The following is a 21,400-nucleotide window of genomic DNA, read 5'->3' as shown; positions in this document are numbered from 1 at the left end:
CGTCATCCCAACCCCACTTTCTCCGCGAACGCCTTGTGGGCCAGCTGCTCAAGCCGGCCGGAGGAGATGAGCCGAATGTGGGAGGGGGCGACGTACGGCCGGGGCGGCAGGTAGCTGGCGTGCCCTCGGCCGGTCCAGCCGCCGAGCTCATGGATACGGCTGTAGACGATGCTGGGCGCGGTGTGCGCCTCCCACCGGGCCGCCCCGGTCTGGCGGGGGCGGCGGGCCTTCACCGAGCGCCTGAGTGCGCCGGAGACGAGCGCGGGCGGAGACCCCGGCGGCGACGGAGTCGGCGTCCCCCGAGGGTGGCTGTAGGTCCGCAGGGCCCGCTTGATCTCCCGCTCGGAGGCCAGCGCCATCACATCCGCCGCCGCCCGCGCCCCCTCCGACGCCCGATGCCCGAACCCTTGCAGGGCGACGATCAGCGCGCCGGCGTCGACATCACCCACGGCCCCTCCTCATCTCGTCCAGCACGGCACCGATGGGCAGCAGCCACGGCTCGACCGTAGCGGGCAGGTCGTCGACCTGGGAGGGGGTCCAGCCGTACCGCTCGGCATACAGCGCGTAGCGGACGGTCTGGGTCAGCTCGTCGCCGAGGTCGACGGGCTGCCCTTCGAGCCACCAGCGGATTCGGGCGAGGATTTTGGGTCCTCCGCCTCGCCGTTGATCAGCGCGATGTACGGGCCCAGCTCGTCGAGCAGCGCCTGGTAGATCGGGATGGTCAGCCGGTCCAGGCTGCCCGCCTCCTCCTCCGTGCCGGGCAGATCACGCGGCAGGGGCAGGTCGAGCGACCAGGCGGTGATGACGCGGCGCAGCAGCACGTCACGGGCGGCGTCCCACCAGCCCATCGTCGCGATGCCGCCGGTCAGGAGCTGGTCCCGCCGCATGGCTTTCATGTCGCCCGCCCGCAGGTCGGACGGCTCCAGCAGGTCGGCCCACTGGCCGCCGGGCAGGTCTACACGCATCAGAATGTGCTCCTCGGGGATCGAGCCGGGGTCAGTAGGTGGTGACGGCGTTCTGCAAGAGCACCTTGGCCGGGGCGAGACCACCGGAGGCACCGACGTTCGTGCTGTTGGCGATGGCCTGGAACTCGACGTCGTAGGTGAAGATCGTGCCCTGGCTGATCTTCGTGGTGCGGTAGCCGACCTTCTGCAGATCGAACTGCACGCTGATCAGCGCGCCCAGAGTGAGCCCGTTGGACAGCACGAACTGCAGCTGCTGCTGAGTGTTCGCCAGCAGGTCCAGCAGTCTTTGTTCCGACTGAGCGATCTGGGTGAACTTCCCCGTCACGTCGAGCGGACCGCGGGCGATGACGAACGCTGCCTGCGTGCCGTCGGCCGTGTGGTACGGCGTCACCTCACGGCTGAGCGTGATGGAGAACTCGCTCACGTCCGTCACGAGGGTTCCGGCGGAGGCCGGGCCGCCGATGCCCACCGCGCCCCTCCATGAAGGAATTGGCGGCGCCGTCGACAGGGTGTTCGTCGGCGCCACCCCAGGAACAACAGACGGCCAGCCGACCGCCTTCGCTTCCCACGTGCACAGCTGCTCGGCGTTCCACGTCAGCGTCAGCTCCGACAGGCAGCTGTAGGGGTATTGGCGGGCGCCCGAGGTCGTCGGGACGCCGGTCACGTCCGTCAGGGTGTGCGTGACTGGCTGCCCGTCACCCGAGTTCAGCAGCGAGTAGGTGTGGCTGTACGGCGCGCTGGCTCCGGTGACCGCGTACCCGCCCAGGATGTTGTGCAGCAGGTAGCCCAGGGCGTCGCCGAACATCGGGCCGCCCAGGTCCCACGAACTCATCACGGGGCCGCTGTACTGGCCGTACTGCTTGGCCATCGACCCGCGCAGCGCCTGGTCATCCAGCTGCGTGACGTCGTCGGACGGGTCGAACTTGTCGACCGGGATCGTGAGCGCGGGGGCGACCGCCGTGCCCGGTGTGACCTCCTTGGCGATGCCGACCCATCGCCGTGCGCTGGGGAAGACTCCCATGATCGGTTACTCCTTGCCCTTGTCGCTGCTGGTGGTCTTCACGCGCTCCCACGGCCCGTCAGGACGCGGCGGAATGCCCTCGGCACCCTCGGCGCGGGCGATGTCGTAGACGCAGCCCGGCTCGGCGACCAGCGTCCGGCCGGTCACCTGGTCGATGTACGCGGGGTAGGTGGCGGGCATCTCGCCCGTGTATCGCCAGCTCACGGCGTCTCCTATGCCTGGATGTAGGTGTCGGCGTCGAAGGTGACGCTCGCGTAGGTGCGGATGTACTCCGGGGGCGGCGTGTACTCCGGCTGGCCGAGGAAGAACCGGATGCCCGACGTGGACTCTCCGGCCTGCGTGACGGTTCCGCCGAGCGTCCGATCTGCGTGGACGAGAGTGGCGATGGCCTCCAGCAGCTCGTCAAGGTCGGCCTGGGCGTCTTCGGCCTGCGGGACCTGAGCGAGGTGGTAGAGGTGCAGGGTCACCGCGTAGAACCTGTGTTTCCACCCGTCGGTGGCGCCGCCGACCGCGATCCGCCGCTCGGTGGAGTCGCCGAGGTGGACGACTGCGACCGCGCCCATGGACCGGCCGGGCGCCAGGCCCGCGGTGTACTCCTGATCACTGACTCGCTTAGCGAAGAAGCTCCGCACGGTAGCCAGGCCGTACGCCTGCAGCGGGCCGCCCTGATAGCACCGCTCCGCAGCGGTGTAGGTGCCGCCGAGCCATCGGGCGATGCCGCCGCGTACCCCCGCCCGGGTGACAGCGGTCACCGCACCCTCCGGTACCGCGCGAGCAGCCCCGTGGCCTCTGAGATCAGGTCGGCTGCCCGGGTCCGGCGCGATGGCCGCCGCGCGACCGGCCCGAACGGCGCATCGGCGTACTCCTCGCTGCCCGCGGTCGGCTCCCGCAGCAGCAGCGCCGTGGCCCGGCAGATGATCGCCTGGTGGACGTCGGCGGGCAGCGCGGACACGCCCGCGCCGGACCCGTGCGCCGCCCGTGTGACGCCCACCAGGCCGACCGTGGTGGACCCGGGCACGTAGCCGGTGGCGACCGTGACCGCCTCCTCGCTGCCTGGGTCCCAGATCCGCAGCACGTCGCCCGGGTAGATGCCGGTGGGGTCCGCCACCACGAGGGACGCCGCCGCGGCGGATACGTCGGCCGCGAGGGTCGTGCTGGTGTAGCCGGCCACGTAGCCGGCGCGCACGTAGGTCTCGTAGCTGCCGGGCCGGGGCCCGAACTCCAGCAGCCCGCCGAAGCCGCCGCCCCCGGCGAGAGCGGTCAGGATCTGCACCTGGTCCTCGACCCACACCCCGGACAGATCCGTCAGCGCAGTGAGATCGGGCGGCGTGCCGTAGGCGAGGGCCGTCACCGCGCGGACGGGGGCGTGGGAGGCATGGATGGACACCCGGCCGTCACGCCCGACGGTGACGCGCAGCTGCTCGGTGTGGGCGTGCGCACCGAGCGGCTGATCCACCTGTGAGTCCGCCCACGCGGACGCGCGCAGCAGCACGTTGGCCAGCTCGGCGTCCTGCGCGGACTCGGCGCCGCCGACCACGAGGTTCTCGGTGTCCAGCCACGTCGGTGACGCCCGGAACTCGTGATTCGTGACGTACGGCTGGGTGAGGAGCCTCACGCCGCGCCGTCGCCCTTACCGTCGCCGGGGTCCTCGGGCGTCTGCTCGCCGTCCGGGTCCGCTGGGGACTGCCCATCGCCCACGCCGCCGACGGCGTACGTCTCATCAGTGATCACCAGGTCTGCGGTACGCCACGCACCGTGCCCACAGGAGACGACGGTGGCCCCCTCCGGGGTGCCCGCGAGCCCCGCCGGGAAGCAGGCCAGACAGAGTTCGGGCGGCATCTCCTCGACGCCGGGCACGGGAGGCAGTGGCGGCGCCTTCCTCTTGGGGGGCATGATCACTCCTTTATGCAGGTCCCGCCGCAGCGGGAGCAGGTGGTGAAGAACGAGCCGAACCCGCAGGCCGCGCACCGGTAGCCGGCGCGGCGCGAGGTGGCCCCGGCCAGGGAGGGCACGGATCCGCCCAGCGCGACGAGGGCGCGGCCGTCGCGGTCGCTCATCTCGTAGATGCCGTCCTGCGCGCGGTAGCGGCGGCCGGACAGCCCGTCCACCTCGGCCACGGCCCGCGCGGGAGCGACGACTCGCATGAGACCTCCAGGGATGGGTGAGGCCCCGAGCACGGGGGCGACTCGGGGCCTCACGAACAGGGGGAAGGGGCTTACTGGAGGCCGAGCAGGGCACCCGACCAGGCCGGGGCGTAGTGGACCAGCGACCCGAACCAGTAGGTCGACTGGTCGTAGGTGAACTGCAGGATGGGCCACTCCACGCTCATGTAGTCCTGCACGGAGATCACCTTGGAGGTGGCGCCGACCTCGGACTCGGGCACTGGCAACGTCCGGGAGCGGATCATGGACGCGCCCTTGGGCATGTACGGGTGCACGCCGAGGTCCACCATCTTGCCGGTGACCTGGTTGGACAGGCCCGTGACCACGGAGCCGATGCGGGCCCCGCCGGTCGCGTCGCTTTCGGTCAGCGCGATCCGGTAGGAGTTGGTCTGCGCGTTGAGCTTGAGGAAGTCGCCGAGGGCCCTGCGCACATTGCCGTCCACCCAGACCTCGTCAGGGTCGGCCAGGAGCTTGTTGCCGCCCAGGGCGGCGGCCCCGCCGACGTTGCCCGGGGAGATGCCCGCGCCGTACAGGGCGGCGAAGGCATCCTGGAACGGCTTGTCGCCGAGGGAGTTCGCCGGGGTGGTGTAGTCGAACACCTTGCCGTTGACGCGGCGCACGTAGCCGGACTGTGCCGGGTCGGTCAGCACCGACAGGAAGCCGTCGTAGCCCTGCGCGTTGAACGTGCTGTCGGTGATGCCGACCACGGTCGCGCCGCCGGTCACGTACGACGACAGGGTGATGGTGGTGGTGCCGCTCGCGGTGATCGGGGAGAACTGGCCCTGGTAGGTCTCCGCACCGGCCGGGCCGATGTAGACGTTGTAGGCGACGGCGCCCGTGGGTTCGGTGCCGCCGGTGAAGGTGATGACGATGTTCTGGCCGAGCGTGACGGCCAGGCCGCCGGACACGGTGGCCGCGGCGGATTCCCCGCCACCCGCTGCACTGGTGATCTTTACGCCGTAGGTGGCGGCCGGGATCGTCGCCCCTGTGCCGGACGCGGCGGCGGTGCAGGTCGGGGCCGCGACGGTGCCGAGGTAGCCGTTGCCGACGGCGCCGCGCGCCCACAGCAGGGCCCGCTCCTCGGCGCCCATGTGCGCCCACAGCAGCGCCGTCTGCGAAAGGCTGCGGATGTCCTGGTAGCCCTGCCCGGCGAACTGGGCTTTCCAGGTGACCATGTCGCTGAGCGACATCTCGACGTAGGCGACGCTCTTGCTGTCCGACGCGTACGTGATCTTCGCGCCGCGCCGGTAGGAGGTCGGCCCGAACGCCGTGCTGACCGCCTCGCTGTTCATGAACGCCATCTGATCGGCCACCCCGCCGACCCCGGAGTTCGACCAGCCCGTGACCCGCCGGAACTGCCGCGCCGTACCCTGCCCGCGCTCACGCGGGGTCGAATTCCGCAGCGGCGTCATGCGCGGAATCAGGAGCTTGGCCGGCGCCTCCAGGTCGTAGGGCACCAGGCCGCCCGAGTTCGGGAAGGTCAGCGACCAGTCCTTGTTCAAGTCACCGACCACGCCCTTGAGCGCGTCCAGGTCACCCTGGACCGCGGCGAGCTGCTCGGCGCTCAGCCCCTTGGTGATGGCCTCGACCCTCTCGGTGATGGCCTGCCCCTGCGCGGCCTGGTCGATCACCAGGCCCTGGCCGGGCACGAACACCGCGGTCTTACCCTCGGCCTTCTTGTGCGACTCGGCGATCACCTGCTTGTAGGTCTCGAACCGCTGCGCCACCTCGGCGCCGGATCCGGCGTCGGAGAACATCTCCGACGGCTGAGGGGGTGCGTACCCCATGGTCATGCTCCTCTGCTGGTGGAAGGTCTACTTGCCGCGCTCGGCGTCGGCTGCCATCTGCAGGTAGCCCCTGCGTGCCTCGGGGTCCTGCACCTGGTCGGCCATCGCCCGGTAGTAGGCGCCCTTGTTCTGCTCGCCCTGCTGCGCGGTGGTGCTCGCGGTCGGCCGGATGACCGGCCCGCCCGGAATCGGCTGCGCCTTGACCTTCGCCAGCTCCGCTTCGAGCGCCTTCGCGCGCTCCTCCAGCGGACGTGTGGCCTCTGCAACGGCGGCCTTCACGAGATCGCTGATCTCGGACTTCTTCAGGTCGGGGTCGGCCGTCTTGCCGGCCTCCGGGCGGGCGGCGGAGTTGAGGGCTCCGCCGCCCTCACCCGATTCCCCAACCTCTCTGGCCTGCTCCCCAGCAGCCAGAGAGCCTTTGACGGCCGTCACCAGCTCGCCGACGACCTTCGCGAGGTCATTGAGGGTGACGGTCTGCTCGCGCTTCTCGACGTCGAGGACATGGCCCTCGGCGTCGACCGGGGCGAGCTGCCCGGATCCGGCGGCCTTCGACAGCATCAGCGTGGCCGTCGGGTTCGCCGGCCGATCGACCAGGCTGACCTCGACGATCTGACCGCCGACGATGCGGCCGTTCGGCGCCGTCGCGTCCTTGACGACCTTGGCGTCGCGGATGCCGATGGAGTAGCCCTTCAGGACGCCCTTCTCCACCTTCTGCGCGGTGCTGGCGTCCACGACCAGCGACTTCAGCCACCAGTCGTCGCCCTTCGCCTCCAGGTCCACCCCGACCCCCGCGGCGATGGCGCTGTGCTGCTCGCGCACGTTGCCCCACCGCATCCACTCGGGCATCGCGCTCTTGAGCCAGGTCGGGTCACACCGCTGCTGGTCAAGGTCGAGATCGGGTCCGGTCGCCTTGCCGAAGACCAGGAGATCGCCATCGGTGGTCTTCTCCATCTTGGTGATCTCCGCCGCGTAGGCGTGCGTGATGGTCATGGTGCTCCTCAGGTCAGCGCCAGGGGCGGGTCAAGGACAGGCTGCGGTGCGCACCGGCACCAGGGGTGCTGAGGCGGGTAGGGGATGCCGCTGGGGAAAAGCTGGCCGAGGCGCACCGCGCCTTCGTCCTCGTTGGCCTTGCAGACCGGGCAGACCCGCTCGTCGTAGGCGGTGTCCCACTCGATCCACTCGATCCCGGCGTCTCGGTAGCGCTCCAGGCTCGCGGCCGAGATGGCGCGGGCGATCTCGGTGGTCGCGATCATCTCGGCGCGGTCCGGCCGCAGCAGCATGCCGCGGATCCGGTCGGCGAGGTCACTGGCGGACCAGCCCTCGGCGACCGCGTCGGCGAGGCTCGCGGCCAGGTCGTTCATCCGTGTCGTGGCGATCGAGCGGATGGTGTCGATGCCGCTCTGGTCGAGCAGGTCCTGCAGCCCGCGGTGACCGGCGTAGAGGCGGGCGGCGGCCTCGTGGTCGCCGGGCTCCCAGACGCCCCAGTCCACGGGACTGCTGACCGCCTCGGCCCGCTGGAGCGCGGCCTGGGCGGCGACGCTGCCGACGTGCCACGCCTCGGTCCAGAGGCGGCGCAGGATGCGCCCCAGGGCCTTCACGATGCGCCCGAAGACGCTGAGCCCATCGAGCCAGTGGCGGGCGTCCCCTGAGTCGGCGGCCTTCTGCCCGCGCGCCTGGAGCCACTCGGCGGCGAGCTGCTCGGCGTCGACCGCTTCGCCGAGCGTCTGGGCGATCAGCGGGGCGTAGTGCTTGGCGAGGGCCTGGTCACGCTCCCAGCCCGCCCAGCGCGCTTTTGGGCCGGGGCCCGCCGCCTTCCACGTCACCCGGTCGTCGTCGGCCAGGTCCGGCGCCAGGGAGAGCACGGTCATGCGGTCGCTCTCGAACTCGAACGTGCGGCCCGGCTCGACCCGCTTCCGGGACCACCGGCGGAACTTCGCGACCTCTCCGCCAGCCTTGTCCGTGTCCTGCTTCTTATCCTCGCGTTCGTCCTGGTCAGGCTTCGGTTTCTGCCCGAACGGGCTGCCCGGTTGTCCAACCTCGCGGGCCATCCGTTCGGCCGCCTGCCGCCCTGCCTCCTGCGTCGCCAGAGAGCCCTCCAGGAAGACGAGCCCTGACGCGGTCATGATCGCGGGCTTGTCCGCCTCGGGGAGCGCGTAGCGGGGCAGGCCCTGGCGGTCGCGGTCCTCGTTCAGCGTCATGCGGGCGGACCGCACTCGCGCCTCGGAGATCTTGTCGGCGACCTCCTCATCTTGATCTTCGAGGCCCAAGAATTTGAACTCCAGCTCGGGCGGCATACCGAGGTGACGGCGAGAGATGCCGGTCAGCAGCGCCTCCAGCCACCGCGCGGTCGGCAGCACGGACTGACGGTGCTGGACGGCCTCTTGGCCCTCGCTCCAGCCGCTCGACCCGAGTCCTTTTGCCTCGCTGAACCCCAGCTCAGGGAGGGTCACGCCGAAGTGCGACGCGACCAGCTTGATCAGGTGAAGGTCGTAGTCGGGCTTGTACCGCTCGCCCTGGTCTCCGCCGAACATCGGCTCGACCCCAGGCGGCAGCATCCGGAACCGCGCCCTGTTCGCGGAGACGTCGTCGTTGTAGGAGCGCTCATACTCGCGGAGCTGCGTCGCGCTCCATTGGGCGTTCTCCGGGACCTTCAGGAAACTTTCGGGCTGTACGCCTGGGGTGTACTCGTCGCGCATCCAGCCCAGCCGCTTGAGGTAGACGTCCATGTCCACCAGGGCCTGCTCGACCGGGCTGTAGCCGTACGGCGTCCATGTGCGGACGTTGTACCGCCGGTAGACGAGCTGGTCGGCGGGGAACCCCGGCACCTCGCCGTCCTCGCCCCCGTCCGCGTCCGCCATCCACTCCCCACGGGGGAAGCCCTTGATGATCTGCTGGTAGGCCGGGTACGGCGGGGCGGGCCGGCCGCCGCGCTCATCGAGGAGCGGCTTGATGGTGGACCCGTCGAGCAGCTCGACGGAGTAGAGCTCGCCGCCGTAGGTGAGCCGCGGGTAGATGGCTACCGCGTCCAGCACCAGGTGCTCCTCCAGCAAGCTGCCCAGCCAGTCGGCGAGCTCGAACCCATTGCCCGGGTCGGGGCAGCTCCAGAACTTCACCAGGCGGTCGATGTCGGCGGCCAGCTTCTCGCGGAGTGTCCGCTCGGCGTCGGCCCGGCTGGTGCCGTCGGCCTGCACACCCTCGATGGCGCCCTGGCTGATGGTGATGTCCCACCCGAGGTCGGTGATCCCGCGCTTGCGGACCTGGATGCACTGGCGGATCAGCGGGGCGTCAGCCGCAGACCGCAGGGTGGCCCACGGCACCAGGCGCTGCCCGCCGGTCGTCAGGTTCCAGCTGACGGGGTAGTCGTACAGGCGCGGCTCGGGCCTGCCGCTGTCCGGGCGGGGCGCGTTGATCGGCGCCGGGGTGAGCGGCATCCCAGGCCCGAACGGGGCCTGGAACCACTCCTCGGGGCGCGGCAGAGCCGGGGCCGGCCGTCCGGTGCCCTGCTGCTGGACCAGCGCAGCGACCTGCTCGGGCGTGAACGTCACCACACGTCCCTGCAACGCCTGCCCGGGAGCAGCCCTGGTGATCTGGGCGTTCTTGCGCCGACGACGACCCACTACGCCCTCCTCATCAGGTGTTCCATGTACTCCGTCGCCGCGTCAGTCGGCACGAAGAACGCCAGCAGCAGCGCGTCAGCGTTGTCAGGGGATCGGCCGAGGCGCGAGATGATGTCTTCCTTCGGCTCGACCTTGATCCGGCCCTTCGGGTCGAGCTCCCACTGTGGTTCGAGGAGCTGGGCGATTGTGGCGTCACCGTTGTCCATCGTGGACAGGTCCCACTCGCGGGCCTCGGACAGCTCGCGGCCGATGCACCACCAGATCTCGGCCCTGAGGTTGAGGAACCGAGCCTGGTCGCGGGGGGCTTCGCTGACGTTCACGCCGTAGATCCGCGCGCTGTGCAGGCCCCTGCTCGCCATGTTGCGCAGCTCGCCGGTGACGCCGAACCCGATGCCGATCGAGTCCACCTTGACCGAGGTGGCGCCGGTCTCCCGGATCGCCTGGAGTACGAGGGGCGCGATCCGCTCGGGCCGGTCGGTGTGCTCCCGCCACTCCCGCCCTGCGACGGGGCCGCGGCGCTCTCGGATGACGGTCTCGTCCCCGCCGCCGCCGACGTCGACCCCGAGCTCGACGGGCAGCAGCTCGGAGGCGGCGTATGGCTTCTCCAGGTCGATGCGGCACGCGGCCACGTCCGAGGTTCGGACGACCTGCCACTGTGAGTCCTCCGAGAATTCCCCGAGGACCTTCGACTTGTAGAGCGGGTTGTCCTCGCCCCACTCGGCGCGTTTCTCCTCGACCCACTCGCTCGATACCAGGGCCTTCGCGACCGCCTCGGGTACCGGCTCCCCGGTCAGGTTGGGGGACTCGAATGCGCTGATGCCGATCACGTGCCAGCCGCTGCCCGGCGTACACACCCGCTTGAAGTGGCTCGCCGGGTTGTCCGGGTTGCCGATCGCGAAGATGCGGCACTCGGGGCCGGTGGCGAGGGCATCGGCGGCGATCCACAGCTGCTCGGGGATTCCGCACGCCTCATCCAAGATCACTAACACGAATTCGTCGTGGATGCCCTGGAATGCGCTCTCGTCGTGGTCGGCGGGTTTGCGCCCGTAGGCCACGATCTCGTCGTCGATGTGCCACTCGGTCTGATTCACCCGGCCGGGCAGATCGGCGGCCTTGTGGATGCGGCGGATGTAGCGCCACAGGATCGCCCGTACCTGCGCGTACGTCGGCGCCGTGGTGACCACGAACGCCGTACCGGGCGCGTGCGTGTCCAGCCACCAGGACGCCACCAGCGAGGCGGTGTGGGACTTGCCGACGCCGTGCCCGGAGCGGACCGCGACCCGGCGGTGGTCGCGTACGGCTTCGAGGATCTCCTGCTGCTTGGACCAGACGATCTGGCGGAGTCGCCGGCGGACCCACCCGACCGGGTCGCGCTGGTATTTCGCCGCGCGGACCGCGACCCGCTTCCGGTCGACGGCCGACTTGAGGAGCCGGTGGGCTGCGCGGAGTCTGCGCGTGTCCCCGGCCCGTACGAGTTCGTCGATGCTGGCCTGGATGCGCCCGACGTCAGGTGTCGTCGTCGAGCTCTTCGGGGTCTTCGTCGTCGGGGTCGTCATCGTCGTCCTCGCCCATCAGCGCCTCGATCAGGCCCTTGAGGTCCTCGCCGAGGTTCTGGGCGTCGATCGAGACTCGCTGTGGGGAGTCGAGGCCGAGGAGGCGGGCCCGTCGTTCCTGGACCTTCAGCAGGCGGTCGACGGCGGCCAGGATCGGCCCGTCATCGATGAGGGGGTCACCGTTCCACAGGACGACGGCGCCCTTGTCGACGACGTAGTGCGTGGCCTCCAGGACGGCCAGGGCGGAGCGGTGCAGCTCATCCAGCCGTATCAGCTCGATCTGCCGGACTTCTTCGGCTGGCTCCTTGACGGTGGCGGTGAGGGCGCGCTGTACGGCGTCGTAGGCGCTGCTCTTGCTGGCCATGCCGAGGTCGGTGGCGATCTGCTCGTAGGTGAGGCCGCGGGCGCGGAGGCGGCAGGCGGCGGCGTCGCGGGCGGCGGTGGAGCGGGATCGGGTGTAGCGGCCGTTGCCGCCTCGTGTGGCCACTGCTGCCCCTTTCCTGGTGGTGCGGGTGCCGTGACCGGCTTCGCACGTCACGGTCACGGCACCCGGTCGAGGGCGGCCCGGCCGGTGTCCCTCAACGCCGGGCCGGGCCGCAGGGGCTCACGCACCCGGTGGGGGTGGGTGCGGAGCGGGCGCACCCCCGCCAGGTAGGTGCGCGACTGGGGGCGGACACGCAAAAGGCCCGCTCGGTGGCGGGCCTGTCTGCGATCAGGGCATGCGTGATCGCCTGAGGGCAGGATGCCTGTGGATAGCCCCGATCGTCAAGCTCACACGGCGGCGCGGTCGAGGCGGTCGGCCAGCCATTCCCATTCCGTCCACGGCCATGCCGGCCGACCGCGGATCCATGTGCCGACGTCCTTGCTCGGTGGCTCGCATGAGCCGCCGTCGCAGACCACGGCGATCAGCGTGGGGCACTCGGGGCACCACCGCCGGTCGGCGGCGCCGTGGCCGCAGGTCTGGCGGCTGAGCAGGTTGCGGACGACCCACGTCGCCTGGCCGCCCTCGGGGTGGTCGGCGGTGACTCCCCGGCACCATGGGCAGACGGCCGTGAGGCGCTGACCGTCGTAGATGAGGCCGAGGGCGCGCGCGGTCCGTTCGACCATGCCGCGGATGGTGCCGCGCCACGTGTCGGCCGCCTGCTCGGCGTCGGCCAGGTGCCGTGCGCTGAAGTCGAGGTACGGCCAGGCGCTGGCGAATCCGCTGCTGGGGGGCGGCAGGGTTGGGCAGTGGATCTCCAGTGCCACGTCGTCGGCCAGGGCTGCCGCGTCGGCGAGCATGTCGACCAGGAGGTCGAGCACGCCGGCCGGGACGGGGGCGGGGCTGGCTCCGATCGCGTCCGGGGTGCGCTCCAGCCTCTCCAGCCATGCCGCCTGGTCGCGTTCTTCCCGCTGGTCGGCGGTGAGCATGGGGGCGCGGTAGGGCCGCCGGGTGCCGGGGGTGGCGAGTCCGGCGAGGTCGTCCCAGTGGCCGGCTACCCATGCGAGGTCGGCGGCGAGGCGGGTGATCATGGGCGGTTCCTTGTGCTGTGGTCGGGGTCAGATGAGGGCGAGCTGCTCGGCGGTCGGGAGGGCGGGGGCCGTGCGGCACCGGCAGATGCAGCGGGTCTTACAGATGCGGTCGGCCAGCCACACGGACACGTAGCAGTGGCCCAGGCGGAGGGGCCGCTCGAACCCCCATGCAGCGCGGCACCGGCCGTGCTGGCCGTGCCGGCAGCGTCCGCAGGTCCCGGCCGGGACCTGGCAGGCGCACTCGGTGCTGCGGTTGGGGGATGCGGCCGGGTGGGTGAGGACGTGCTCCCGCACCCAGGCTGCGGCGTCGGGGGTCATCGGGGGTGCTCCTATCGGGGGCGGGGTGCGCGGCCGGTGAGGTCGTAGACCTGGCGGCGGGTGGGGTCGGACAGGACGGCGTACGCCTCGGTGACGGCCTTGAAGCGGTCACCGGCGCCCGGGTTGGTGTCGGGGTGAAGCTGGCGGGCGAGGCGGCGGTAGGCGGAGCGGATCTCCATCGCGTCCGCCGTACGGCTCACTCCGAGGACGGCGTAGAAGGTGTTTGCGCGGGGCTGAGCGCGCCGTGGAGGGGTTCGCGGGGGCGGTGTGGCCCCACGTGCCGGAGGGGTGCATGTGGCCGCGTGAGGCATCATCAGGCGCTCGCCGGGGATCAGCGGCCGATCGGCTGAGACTCGGCGGGAGCGGAGGGTGCCGCGGACGTCGCGCATCACCGCGGTGGTGCCCTGCTCGTTCGGGTCCGGGTCGACGGCGAACGCCTTGCCGGCCTCGCTGGTGGTCCACCGGACCGTCCGGTGACAGCGGCGGCAGGACGTCAGGTCCGCCTTGCTGAACATGGTGGTCACCTCCGTTCGGATGGTCAGGGGTTCGGCTGGTCAGAGGACTCGGACGCGGGTCTTGCCGCAGCGGGTGCAGCGCTGGGTGGTCACCAGGCCGATGGCCTCGATGACCTCCCACCGGTGACGGAGCAGGCACCTCACGACGGGTCCTCGGCGGCCAGGGCTCGCTGGACGCGCGCCTCCTGGATCACGGGCGGCGCGAGCTTCAGCGGAGGCTTCCAACCGGGGCCGGTGAGCAGCTCGGCGACGATGCGGCGTACGAGGTCCTCGCGGACGGCGTCCTGCACGTACGGCCGGAGCGCAGCCTCCAGGCCGCAGCGGAGGGTGGTCCAGGCGGCGGTGATGTCGGGGTCGGTCGAGGTGGGGCCAAGGCGGTCGCGTCGACACTGGTCGCACATACGCGGGTCAGCGTGCCGGTGCGGGCAGGGCGGGGTCATCGGCTCCTCCGGGTGGGAGTGAGGAAGTGGTCGGCGGCGGCCTGGTCGACGTCGCGCCGTTCGGAAGCGAGTTGGTCGCGGGCCATCTCACGGGCGACGAGGGCACGCATCCACTCGTGGCCGGCCATGGCCCAGGCGGCTCGGGCCCGCTCAGTCTCGGCGCCGGTGGGGGCGTAGCGGCGGCGGCTGTCGTAGGCGTTGCGGGCGGACTCGAAGGTCCGGCGGGCCGCGGCATAGTCGGCGGCGGCCTGGTCGTAGGCGTCCTGCAGGGGGCGCAGGCGGCGGGTGAGGTCCATCAGATGGTCCCGGTGGTGTCGAGGTCGTCGGGGGTGACGCCGAGCTCGTCGAGGACCCGCTCCCATGCGGCCTGGTCCTCGTCGGTCCACGGGGCGTCGGTGTCCGGTGTCGGCTGGACGGTCGGGGCGAGGTCGCCGAGGGCGGTGTCGCGGCCGAGGCGGCGCAGGGCGTCGCGGAACTCGGGGATGTGCTGGTGCTCGGCGAAGCGGGCTTCGGTGATGACCATCTGGGCGTAGTGCGTGATGGTGTCGCGGTGGAATCCGGCGGCGAGTGCGGCGGCTGCGAGCGGGATCAGGTGGTCACGCCGGACCCAGAGCGGGGCTTTGCCGTAGCGGGCGATGCCGGTGATGACCGAACGAGCCTGGAATAGATCTCCCGGTTGCGCCGAAGGCGCCTCGGCGGCTCGCGCGGTACGGACCGTTAGCTCGCCTACGGCGAGAACCGGAGTAGAGGGAGATTCTGTTTTAGAGGGATTGTCTTTAGAGGGATCTACGGTCCATCCGTCGATGGACCTTTCCCCCTCGAAGCTCCATCCGTTAGTGGACCTTTCTTCGTGAAGGTCCATCGGTTGATGGACCTTCACGTGATCACCAGTCGGGTTATCCACAGGCTGGTCAGAGCGGTTCTCTACGGGGAAGGTCCATCCGTCGATGGACCTTTCGGGGACCTGTAGGGTCGCCGACACCGAAAATTCCGGGAGACGAAAGCGCGTCGAATGTCCGTTATTCGCAAACGTCGGCTTACCCCGCTTATCGACTCCCGTCGGGATCCGAACCTCTAGCCCCCGCTTCGCGAGGCGGCCGAAGACGTTGCCGAGAGCCCCCGCACTGACGTCGAGCGCGCCCCGGATCCGCTCGTGCAGCGACTCGGTGTCGGTCCTGTGCCGCCACATTTCGCGTGTCTCCGGGTTCGCGCGCTCGGCGACGACGAAGAGCACGACGCGCTCAGCCTGGGAGAGGCCCTCGGCGGCCGGTGTTCTCAGCCACTCGACGACCTCTCCGACCAGCTTTCCGCTCACGCTCTGCCTTTCCTGGTGATGTGCCTGGTGCTGTTACTCGGCGTTGGCCGACGTAGGGACGGCCTTCTCCAGCCACTTGGTGGCCGCGCGCCGTACGGGTGGGCTGCTGGCGCCTCCCTTGAGGCGGTGCAGCTGGGGCAGCGACACGTCCATCTCCACCGCGACCCGCCACCACGGCATCCGCGGGGAGTACTCACGGCGGCGGGCGTCCAGCGCTTCGTACAGCTCCTGCGGCGTCGCCGTCATGACGTCACCTCGCGGGGGTGCGCCGCCTCGACCCGGTCAGCCCGGTCGCGGATAAAAAGGGCCTGCTCGGCGTGGACAGTCGCGCGACCGCACAGCATGATGCGCTCGCGGTCCAGATCGTCACGCTCCCGGCACCGGTCGGCGGTGTCCTGCTGCGGATCGCCCAGGACGGCGGCCACGGACGCGGCGATGAGCCGCTCTCTCACCTCGGCCGCCGCGCCCCTGAGCTCCCGCGCCTGCTGGGCGTGGGCGTCGGCGCGCTCTCGCTGCCCGGCCAGCCATACGGCCAGCCGGACAGGGTCAGCACAGGCGACGCAATGCTGGTGGGCGCGGCTCATGACAGCCGCTCCGCCGAGCAGCGGCCGATACAGGCCGTCACACCGGGCGCCCGGCAGGTCAGGCACGGCTCACACCGCATGCAGACGCCCCGGTGCATGCGCGGCCAGTGGCCCCGCCGGAGGCACGCGAGCAGGCGCCTCACGACCGCCTCGCGTGGGTGACTACGCCGGGCGTCGACGCCATGACGTCACACATGGCGGCGTGTGCCTGCGGGGTGGCCAGCCACGACACATCCGCGGCGCCGAGCTCGGCCGCGAGCGGATCGGTGACGTGGCTGCACATCTCCCACGAGCGCGACGTCACGGTGCCGTCGGCGGCCGTCTCGTGGATCTGCAGGACGGTCGGCAGGCACGTCATCGGGTCACCTCCGGGGTGCGCATGCGGGTCAGGAGGATCGCTCCGTGGCACAGGTCCGTCCCGCCCGGCGCGGGCACGGCGCACCAGCACGCCAGGTCCCGGCCGGCCAGCTCGGCACGGGCCTGCTGGACGAGGTCCGGGGTGTGGTCGAGGTGCAGGCCGTAGAGCCAGCTCGCCTCGTTGAGGTCGTGGACCCGGCCCAGACACCTGCGGCACCCCGTGCCGCCGACCGAGTGGGGGTTGGCGTAGGGACTCGCCTTGAGGCCCGGGGCAGCGCGGCCGATGTAGACCGCGCCCGCCGGCACCCGGCCGTGGAACAGGTCGCCGACGACCTTCACGCGCTGGCCGTTCATGAGGGCTGGATTTCGACGAAGAAGGCGTCCCCGGCGTCGGGTGCGATGCCGATCAACGGCGGCTCCTGGCCGTCGATGAGCTCCGCCGACACGACTCCGTCCATGCGGCGGATCGTGCCGAGCAGGGTCTGGGCGAACTGGTCGAGGTTCACGGGATCTCCCTCGGGCTGACGGTGATGAACGGGGTGGGGGCGGGGCCGGTGCGGACGATGACCGGCGGCCCGGACGGGGTGGCCGTGCAGCCCGCGAGCAGGAGCACGGCCACCAGGGCGCGGGTCACTGCGGCGTCACCAGGTCAGCGCTCGGCGAGGCGGGCCGGCGCCCGTCCCTCTCCCAGGCGATGCGGTGCTGGGCGGCCAGCACCTGGGCCGCGCTGGCGAACGCCGCGGACTCCTCCGGGGTGGCGAACACCAGGTCGACGCTGAACAGCTCGACGCCGCACGCGCGCAGCTCGGAGGTAGGGGCGCGGTCAGGGTGGTGGCGAACACCGAGGAACTCGGCGTGCGCGGCCGAGGCGTTGAACCGGGCCTCGGCCGGGATCTTCTCGGGGTCCTTGCTGTACGGGTTCATGGGATCCTCCTTGGGGTGGCCCCGCCGGATAGGTGCCGGCGGGGCTGCTCAGATGGCGAGGTAGAGCGCCAGGACGGCGACGATGGCCAGGGCCAGCAGCACGGCGACGACGGCGGCGATGCATCCGCCGTCGTCCTGGCGGTGCCGACCGCGCTCACGACGGCCGGTGTCTCGGCGGTGCGTCATCAGAACGGGGCCTCGGTCAGCTCGGCCCAGTCCGAGGTGCTGATCGTGCGCACCCACGGCGTGTAGCCGATGCCGTCGGACCAGGCCCGCTCGGCGTGGGCGCGGGTGACCCGCACCACCGAGGAGGGCTCCTCCTCGCGGTAGGTCACCGCGTACTCGTAGCGGTGGGACCGCCCGCGCCAGTCGGCCAGCTCCGCCTCGGCCGCGCGCAACCTGGCCAGCAGGCGCGGGACCGCGTTGAGCACCTCGGCCGTGGCGGCGGGCACGTAGGGGTCGTGCTGCGCGTCGGCGAGCGTGGCGGCCAGCTCGTCGAGGTCGAGCGGCTGCTCCTCCTCGGGCTCCGGCGGCTCGGGCTCGCGGTCGTCATCCAGGTCGCGCAGGTCGATATCCCGGCCGTTCTCATCCTCGACGATCATCGGACCGTTCCCTTCGTGGTGGTGGGGCGGGCGGAGGTGTCGTGGCCGACCACCAGGGCGACCGCGGCGACGTGCGCGCAAGAGCCGGGCTCGCCCCGGCGGCAGGTGCACGCCCAGCCGTGGCCGATCACGTGGCCGACCTGGTAGGTGGACTTGTGGCCGATCACGTCGGCCTTGATGAGGTACGGCCGTCGGGGGCCGGTCTCCGGGGACAGCGCGGTGAGCACGGTCACCGCACCGGAGCGCAGATAGCCGAGTGCGGCGGAGCGCAGGTCACGAGGCATCAGCCCTCATCCCCGGACAGTTCGGCGCCCGGCGCGGGCTCCAGGGCGGGCAGCAGGTCGCCGATGAGCTCCCACAGCTCCCCGGACTGCCACGCCGCCGCGACCAGGTCGACCGCACCGTCGGCCAGGGTCACCGCCACCGTGGGGTCGCCCTCGACGACCGTGATGCCGGGGATCTCCTCACCGCCCGCGGCGACCGCATCGCCGAGCTTCTTCGCGGCGGCCAGCACCGACGCCTGGTAGGCGGGACGAACCCGCACCGAGGAGATGAACTCGATCTCGCCGGGGTGGACCCGCTCCACCCACGCCTGGAACGCCTCCGCGTCGGAGACGACCGCGCGGGTGGTGCCCTTGCGCAGCTGGGCGTGACCGGCGACCTTCCCGCCGAGCGTGGCGCCGAGGCGGTCGCCGACGGTCCACGTCTCCCGGGCGACGGCCCGGTCGGCCTCATCGGCCGTGGCGAGGATCTCCCGCAGCACGCGGGCCACGATCATGCGTACGGCCTGGTCGTTGGTACTCACGCTGCTACCTCCGTCAGCTGGGCCTTGAGCTCCTGCACCCGGGCGCGCACCTGGTCGGCCTCGGCCTGGGTGATCTCGCTCTGCCGCAGCAGCGCCGTGATGGCCGTCCAGACCAGGCCGAGCGCGGCGACGGTCGCGGCCTCTTCGGCCTCGATCAGCAGCCGCTGCGCGGCCTGGGAGATCTGGCGGGCGGCCGGAACCGGAGGCGGGGCGGCGGCCGGGGGAGCCGGCGCCGACGAGGCCGACGAGACGGCCTGACCGGCAGGCTCACCGCCGTCCATCGGGCGCTCGATCTCGTCATTGCCGAGAGACACCTGCTCGGGCACGTCGGCCTGCACGTCGGCCGCCGCGACGTCCCCCTCAGGGAGAACGAGCGTGCCGATCACCAGGGCCTTCGTCTGCCCCTTGTTGTAGAGGGAGAGCCCGAACTGGTCACCCAAGTGGATGGCTGCCCGCTTCTTGGAGAGGCTGATCGCGGACTTGTAGGCGAGGTCGTGGCCGTCGCCGCGCGTCTGGTTCTGCGCGGTCGCCGTGCTGCCGTCCTCGTAGTGGCAGATCTCGCGGCCCTCGGGGTCGCGGACCGTCAGCCGGGCCATGGCCCGGTAGCAGACGTCCCACCGGCCGGTCGGCTCGCCGTTCTTCAATCGCTCGGTCTCGAAGACGAGCTCGATGTTGCGGACGTCGATGTCCCAGTTTCCGAAGCCGAAGATCCGGGTGAGATGGGCGAGGACGTCCTGCTGGGAGACGTGGGAGTGGCCCTTGCCGTCGCGCAGGACGCGGTTGGTGTGGATGGGCTGCAGGAGCTGGTCGACCTGGGCGCGGGTGAAACCGGGCCGGCAGGTGGCGGGGGCGCTCACTGGGCCACCGCCGGAACCTGCTCCACGTCGCTGGCGAGAAGCGGGTGGCAGCGCCACTCGACGTCCTCGACAACCTGAACCCGCGCAACCTTCGGCAGGGCGGCGACCGACGCCGGGCCGGGCTCTTCGATCACGACCTCGCGGGTGCCGGTCACGACCCGCTCGCACACGTCCTTCCGGAACGCGGTGAGCTTGAAGTACAGGCCGTGCAGGGTGCCGGTCAGGTCGAAGTACTCGCCGTGGTCCCCCTTCTCCATGGGGACTCCGAGGGCGCGGCGGGCGGCGGCCATGTTGGCGCGCGGGTCTTTGCTGATCAGGAAGTCGGAGAAGGTCAGACGGGCATAGTGGGGGCTGCTGCCCTGGTAGGGCAGCGGTAGTCCGGGGTGGGCCTCCAGGATGTCGGCCAGGGCGCGCAGGCCCTTGATGTACTCGGCTCGGTCAGTCATGGGTGTCCTTTCGTCGGGATCGGGTGGGGGTCAGGGGGTGGAAGCCGGCGAGCGGTTCGGCCGCGGCGCGCTCCTGGTCTGGCGCCGTACATAGGCGTGCAAGGACTCGCGCGGCACGCGGCTCTTGGACTTGCTGCTGCCAGGGGTGGCGACGTCGGTCGTGTCGAGCTCGCCGGCGGCGATGAGTCGGTAGACGTGGGTCTCGCCGCACCGGAGGGCGTCGGCGACCTCGCCGATCTTTAGGAGCAGGGGCTCCGTAGTAGATGGTGATGAATCATCACCATGCCAGGGTCGGAAGAGGGCGGCGGTGGGGACACCAAGGGCGCGGGCGAGGGCGTCGGCCGATCTGCGGCTCGTGGAGCTGCGATGACCACCACGCAGCCAGCCAATGGTTTGCCTGTTGACGCCGCTGGTAGCAGCCAAGTCGACAGCCGAAGTAAAGCGGGCGTCGATCAGGCGAATCAGCTCGGCGCGGTCCGTCAGCACCATCTGTGGGCGGCCGGGCATGCTGGTACCTCCCGGGGTCTCGTGGGAACTTCTCGGTGGTGATGCATCATCACCATACGGTGGCAGCGCACAGATGTCCACGGATTCGGCGCGCCTGGTCGCATCAATAGGGGCATTGATTTAGTGTCAGCATCTTGTTGCATGCGCTTGTAGCGTGTAGACACGGACAGGTTGCAACAAATCGGTGGTGGGTCATCACCGCATACGTGAGGGGACGCGGACTGTGGGTGAGCACCGGACTGGGACCGGCGCCCGGCTCAGCAGGTACGTCAAGGACTACATGGAGCGCGCTGGAGTCTCGAATCTCTCGTTGGCCAGGCGGTCCCGGGATCCTGAAACGGGCGAAGAACTCCTGCCGCAGTGGATCAAGCATCTAGTGGAGAACCGAGTTCCTCGGTCGCCAGAACCCTGGCGATACCGTGCTCTAGCTGCGGGAATGGGCGTTGACGTCGAGCTCATCAGGCGACTGGCCGCCGCGCAGTGGATCGGCGTCGAGTTGATCGACGTCGACAAGGGGGAGTGGGTCACAGTCGAGATCCCCCCCGGCCTGAGCGACTCCGATCGGCAGATCGTGATCGAGACCGCACGGAGTCTCGCGCATCGACTCGCGGGCGAGAGTGACGGTAACGAGTCACTGTAAAGTTACGCTTTGCTAACTGGGGTGATGTGTCATCACCCCCGGAGGCATACTCGGACGCCTGTGCGAATACGTACTAGATGCCTCGGATGGGCAACATGCACACAGTCCAGTACAGGCCGATGGCAGCAGTCGCAGCCGACCCTGTGATGATCCATGCAGTACCTGCTCAGGGCCTTATTTACGCCTACGTCGACCCTGCCCTGATCGACCCGATGCTCATCCCCACGCTGGAGAGCATCGGAGACGACACCACATCCCTGTACGACTGGCGTCCGGATGGCCCCGCAGCCGATCCGGTCGTCGAACTACGGATGCATCGTGTCCGCCAGGTGTCAGGATCTCGCCTGGCGGTCGCTGAGATTGAGCCCGGTGTGATCCATCTCAGCGTGGATCGGTCCCTCATTGCGCTCGATCTCGCCCAGCGGATCGCCGTGCACGCCACGCAGCTCATGCGTCTCATGCAGTAGCTTCAC

36 protein-coding genes are annotated in these 21,400 nt (G+C 70.7%); 2 read left to right on the top strand and 34 right to left on the bottom strand.

The genetic code is table 11. From position 1 onward, the window contains the following. Positions 1–2: 2 nt before the first annotated feature. The 34 genes from ABZ194_RS02510 to ABZ194_RS02345 all read right to left on the bottom strand — a co-directional run bounded on the left by ABZ194_RS02510 (position 3) and on the right by ABZ194_RS02345 (position 20,287). Positions 3–449 (bottom strand): hypothetical protein, encoded by a 447-nt coding sequence (locus tag ABZ194_RS02510; RefSeq protein ID WP_355591203.1) that lies wholly within the window; start codon positions 447–449, stop codon positions 3–5. Positions 450–581: 132 nt separating this feature from the next. Beyond that, entirely contained in the window at positions 582–965 is a 384-nt protein-coding gene (locus tag ABZ194_RS02505) for a hypothetical protein (RefSeq protein ID WP_355591200.1), read from the bottom strand. Positions 966–996: 31 nt separating this feature from the next. Further along, positions 997–1,986 carry a phage tail tube protein gene (locus ABZ194_RS02500; RefSeq protein ID WP_355591197.1) on the bottom strand — a complete coding sequence of 330 codons (990 nt, stop codon included), beginning with the start codon at positions 1,984–1,986 and terminating at the stop codon, positions 997–999. A 6-nt stretch (positions 1,987–1,992) separates the two neighbouring features. Continuing rightward, a complete protein-coding gene (locus ABZ194_RS02495; RefSeq protein WP_355591194.1) occupies positions 1,993–2,190 on the bottom strand; it encodes a hypothetical protein in 198 nt (65 codons plus the stop codon). Positions 2,191–2,198: 8 nt separating this feature from the next. Further along, complete coding sequence (locus ABZ194_RS02490) at positions 2,199–2,738, bottom strand: hypothetical protein (protein WP_355591191.1); 540 nt, start codon at positions 2,736–2,738, stop codon at positions 2,199–2,201. Further along, a complete protein-coding gene (locus ABZ194_RS02485) occupies positions 2,735–3,601 on the bottom strand; it encodes a hypothetical protein (RefSeq protein ID WP_355591188.1) in 867 nt (288 codons plus the stop codon). Before ABZ194_RS02485 ends, ABZ194_RS02490 begins: the two co-directional genes overlap by 4 nt. After that, on the bottom strand, positions 3,598–3,879 hold the full coding sequence (locus tag ABZ194_RS02480; RefSeq protein WP_355591185.1) for a hypothetical protein: 282 nt from the start codon (positions 3,877–3,879) through the stop codon (positions 3,598–3,600). The genes ABZ194_RS02485 and ABZ194_RS02480 overlap by 4 nt, the downstream gene beginning before the upstream one ends. A 2-nt stretch (positions 3,880–3,881) precedes the next feature. Beyond that, positions 3,882–4,130: a hypothetical protein gene (locus ABZ194_RS02475; RefSeq protein ID WP_355591182.1), complete on the bottom strand. Its 249-nt coding sequence runs from the start codon at positions 4,128–4,130 to the stop codon at positions 3,882–3,884. A 71-nt stretch (positions 4,131–4,201) separates the two neighbouring features. Then, positions 4,202–5,935 carry a hypothetical protein gene (locus ABZ194_RS02470; protein ID WP_355591179.1) on the bottom strand — a complete coding sequence of 578 codons (1,734 nt, stop codon included), beginning with the start codon at positions 5,933–5,935 and terminating at the stop codon, positions 4,202–4,204. Positions 5,936–5,962: 27 nt separating this feature from the next. After that, positions 5,963–6,925, bottom strand: coding sequence for a hypothetical protein (locus ABZ194_RS02465; RefSeq protein ID WP_355591174.1), 963 nt, complete (start codon positions 6,923–6,925; stop codon positions 5,963–5,965). Between the two features lie 8 nt (positions 6,926–6,933). Then, entirely contained in the window at positions 6,934–9,552 is a 2,619-nt protein-coding gene (locus ABZ194_RS02460) for a phage minor head protein (RefSeq protein WP_355591171.1), read from the bottom strand. Next, positions 9,552–11,108: a hypothetical protein gene (locus tag ABZ194_RS02455; protein ID WP_355591168.1), complete on the bottom strand. Its 1,557-nt coding sequence runs from the start codon at positions 11,106–11,108 to the stop codon at positions 9,552–9,554. The genes ABZ194_RS02460 and ABZ194_RS02455 overlap by 1 nt, the downstream gene beginning before the upstream one ends. After that, the gene (locus ABZ194_RS02450) at positions 11,059–11,592 is read right to left on the bottom strand and encodes a hypothetical protein (RefSeq protein WP_355591165.1); all 534 of its coding nucleotides are present in this window, start codon (positions 11,590–11,592) and stop codon (positions 11,059–11,061) included. The genes ABZ194_RS02455 and ABZ194_RS02450 overlap by 50 nt, the downstream gene beginning before the upstream one ends. Before the next feature lie 53 nt (positions 11,593–11,645). Then, a complete protein-coding gene (locus ABZ194_RS02445) occupies positions 11,646–11,786 on the bottom strand; it encodes a hypothetical protein (protein ID WP_355591162.1) in 141 nt (46 codons plus the stop codon). Between the two features lie 90 nt (positions 11,787–11,876). After that, positions 11,877–12,617 (bottom strand): hypothetical protein, encoded by a 741-nt coding sequence (locus ABZ194_RS02440; RefSeq protein ID WP_355591159.1) that lies wholly within the window; start codon positions 12,615–12,617, stop codon positions 11,877–11,879. A 27-nt stretch (positions 12,618–12,644) separates the two neighbouring features. After that, the gene (locus ABZ194_RS02435) at positions 12,645–12,935 is read right to left on the bottom strand and encodes a hypothetical protein (RefSeq protein ID WP_355591156.1); all 291 of its coding nucleotides are present in this window, start codon (positions 12,933–12,935) and stop codon (positions 12,645–12,647) included. A gap of 11 nt (positions 12,936–12,946) precedes the next feature. Beyond that, positions 12,947–13,450 carry a J domain-containing protein gene (locus tag ABZ194_RS02430; RefSeq protein WP_355591153.1) on the bottom strand — a complete coding sequence of 168 codons (504 nt, stop codon included), beginning with the start codon at positions 13,448–13,450 and terminating at the stop codon, positions 12,947–12,949. Positions 13,451–13,590: 140 nt separating this feature from the next. Continuing rightward, positions 13,591–13,890: a hypothetical protein gene (locus ABZ194_RS02425; RefSeq protein ID WP_355591150.1), complete on the bottom strand. Its 300-nt coding sequence runs from the start codon at positions 13,888–13,890 to the stop codon at positions 13,591–13,593. Then, positions 13,887–14,186 (bottom strand): hypothetical protein, encoded by a 300-nt coding sequence (locus ABZ194_RS02420; protein ID WP_355591147.1) that lies wholly within the window; start codon positions 14,184–14,186, stop codon positions 13,887–13,889. Before ABZ194_RS02420 ends, ABZ194_RS02425 begins: the two co-directional genes overlap by 4 nt. Next, positions 14,186–15,205 (bottom strand): hypothetical protein, encoded by a 1,020-nt coding sequence (locus ABZ194_RS02415; protein ID WP_355591144.1) that lies wholly within the window; start codon positions 15,203–15,205, stop codon positions 14,186–14,188. The genes ABZ194_RS02420 and ABZ194_RS02415 overlap by 1 nt, the downstream gene beginning before the upstream one ends. Before the next feature lie 33 nt (positions 15,206–15,238). Continuing rightward, a complete protein-coding gene (locus ABZ194_RS02410) occupies positions 15,239–15,451 on the bottom strand; it encodes a hypothetical protein (RefSeq protein ID WP_355591141.1) in 213 nt (70 codons plus the stop codon). Then, positions 15,448–15,855, bottom strand: a complete 408-nt coding sequence (locus ABZ194_RS02405) for a hypothetical protein (protein ID WP_355591138.1) — start codon at positions 15,853–15,855, stop codon at positions 15,448–15,450. Before ABZ194_RS02405 ends, ABZ194_RS02410 begins: the two co-directional genes overlap by 4 nt. Before the next feature lie 73 nt (positions 15,856–15,928). Continuing rightward, positions 15,929–16,147, bottom strand: a complete 219-nt coding sequence (locus tag ABZ194_RS02400; protein ID WP_355591135.1) for a hypothetical protein — start codon at positions 16,145–16,147, stop codon at positions 15,929–15,931. After that, on the bottom strand, positions 16,144–16,500 hold the full coding sequence (locus ABZ194_RS02395; protein ID WP_355591132.1) for a DUF4326 domain-containing protein: 357 nt from the start codon (positions 16,498–16,500) through the stop codon (positions 16,144–16,146). Before ABZ194_RS02395 ends, ABZ194_RS02400 begins: the two co-directional genes overlap by 4 nt. After that, positions 16,497–16,652: a hypothetical protein gene (locus tag ABZ194_RS02390; protein ID WP_355591129.1), complete on the bottom strand. Its 156-nt coding sequence runs from the start codon at positions 16,650–16,652 to the stop codon at positions 16,497–16,499. The genes ABZ194_RS02395 and ABZ194_RS02390 overlap by 4 nt, the downstream gene beginning before the upstream one ends. Continuing rightward, positions 16,649–16,780, bottom strand: coding sequence for a hypothetical protein (locus tag ABZ194_RS02385; RefSeq protein ID WP_355591126.1), 132 nt, complete (start codon positions 16,778–16,780; stop codon positions 16,649–16,651). Before ABZ194_RS02385 ends, ABZ194_RS02390 begins: the two co-directional genes overlap by 4 nt. Next, the gene (locus ABZ194_RS02380; RefSeq protein ID WP_355591123.1) at positions 16,777–17,070 is read right to left on the bottom strand and encodes a hypothetical protein; all 294 of its coding nucleotides are present in this window, start codon (positions 17,068–17,070) and stop codon (positions 16,777–16,779) included. The genes ABZ194_RS02385 and ABZ194_RS02380 overlap by 4 nt, the downstream gene beginning before the upstream one ends. A 48-nt stretch (positions 17,071–17,118) precedes the next feature. Continuing rightward, on the bottom strand, positions 17,119–17,256 hold the full coding sequence (locus tag ABZ194_RS02375) for a hypothetical protein (RefSeq protein WP_355591120.1): 138 nt from the start codon (positions 17,254–17,256) through the stop codon (positions 17,119–17,121). Next, positions 17,256–17,672 carry a hypothetical protein gene (locus ABZ194_RS02370; RefSeq protein ID WP_355591117.1) on the bottom strand — a complete coding sequence of 139 codons (417 nt, stop codon included), beginning with the start codon at positions 17,670–17,672 and terminating at the stop codon, positions 17,256–17,258. The genes ABZ194_RS02375 and ABZ194_RS02370 overlap by 1 nt, the downstream gene beginning before the upstream one ends. Next, positions 17,669–17,956, bottom strand: coding sequence for a hypothetical protein (locus tag ABZ194_RS02365; RefSeq protein WP_355591114.1), 288 nt, complete (start codon positions 17,954–17,956; stop codon positions 17,669–17,671). Before ABZ194_RS02365 ends, ABZ194_RS02370 begins: the two co-directional genes overlap by 4 nt. After that, positions 17,956–18,477, bottom strand: coding sequence for a hypothetical protein (locus ABZ194_RS02360; RefSeq protein ID WP_355591111.1), 522 nt, complete (start codon positions 18,475–18,477; stop codon positions 17,956–17,958). The genes ABZ194_RS02365 and ABZ194_RS02360 overlap by 1 nt, the downstream gene beginning before the upstream one ends. Continuing rightward, the gene (locus ABZ194_RS02355; RefSeq protein ID WP_355591108.1) at positions 18,474–19,334 is read right to left on the bottom strand and encodes a Rad52/Rad22 family DNA repair protein; all 861 of its coding nucleotides are present in this window, start codon (positions 19,332–19,334) and stop codon (positions 18,474–18,476) included. The genes ABZ194_RS02360 and ABZ194_RS02355 overlap by 4 nt, the downstream gene beginning before the upstream one ends. Continuing rightward, a complete protein-coding gene (locus ABZ194_RS02350) occupies positions 19,331–19,780 on the bottom strand; it encodes a hypothetical protein (RefSeq protein ID WP_355591105.1) in 450 nt (149 codons plus the stop codon). The genes ABZ194_RS02355 and ABZ194_RS02350 overlap by 4 nt, the downstream gene beginning before the upstream one ends. 30 nt (positions 19,781–19,810) lie before the next feature. Next, a complete protein-coding gene (locus ABZ194_RS02345; RefSeq protein ID WP_355591102.1) occupies positions 19,811–20,287 on the bottom strand; it encodes a helix-turn-helix domain-containing protein in 477 nt (158 codons plus the stop codon). 436 nt (positions 20,288–20,723) lie between these two features. Here ABZ194_RS02345 and ABZ194_RS02340 point away from each other — a divergent pair, with 436 nt between their 5' ends. Further along, a complete protein-coding gene (locus tag ABZ194_RS02340) occupies positions 20,724–20,927 on the top strand; it encodes a hypothetical protein (RefSeq protein WP_355591099.1) in 204 nt (67 codons plus the stop codon). 146 nt (positions 20,928–21,073) lie between these two features. Beyond that, positions 21,074–21,394: a hypothetical protein gene (locus ABZ194_RS02335; protein ID WP_355591096.1), complete on the top strand. Its 321-nt coding sequence runs from the start codon at positions 21,074–21,076 to the stop codon at positions 21,392–21,394. The last annotated feature ends 6 nt before the right edge of the window (positions 21,395–21,400 follow it).

This window comes from Streptosporangium sp. NPDC006007 (assembly GCF_040614315.1).
Taxonomy (GTDB): Bacteria; Actinomycetota; Actinomycetes; order Streptosporangiales; family Streptosporangiaceae; genus Streptosporangium.
The sequence above is the reverse complement of the archived record's forward strand: the minus strand, read 5'-3'. Positions and strand labels throughout refer to the sequence as shown.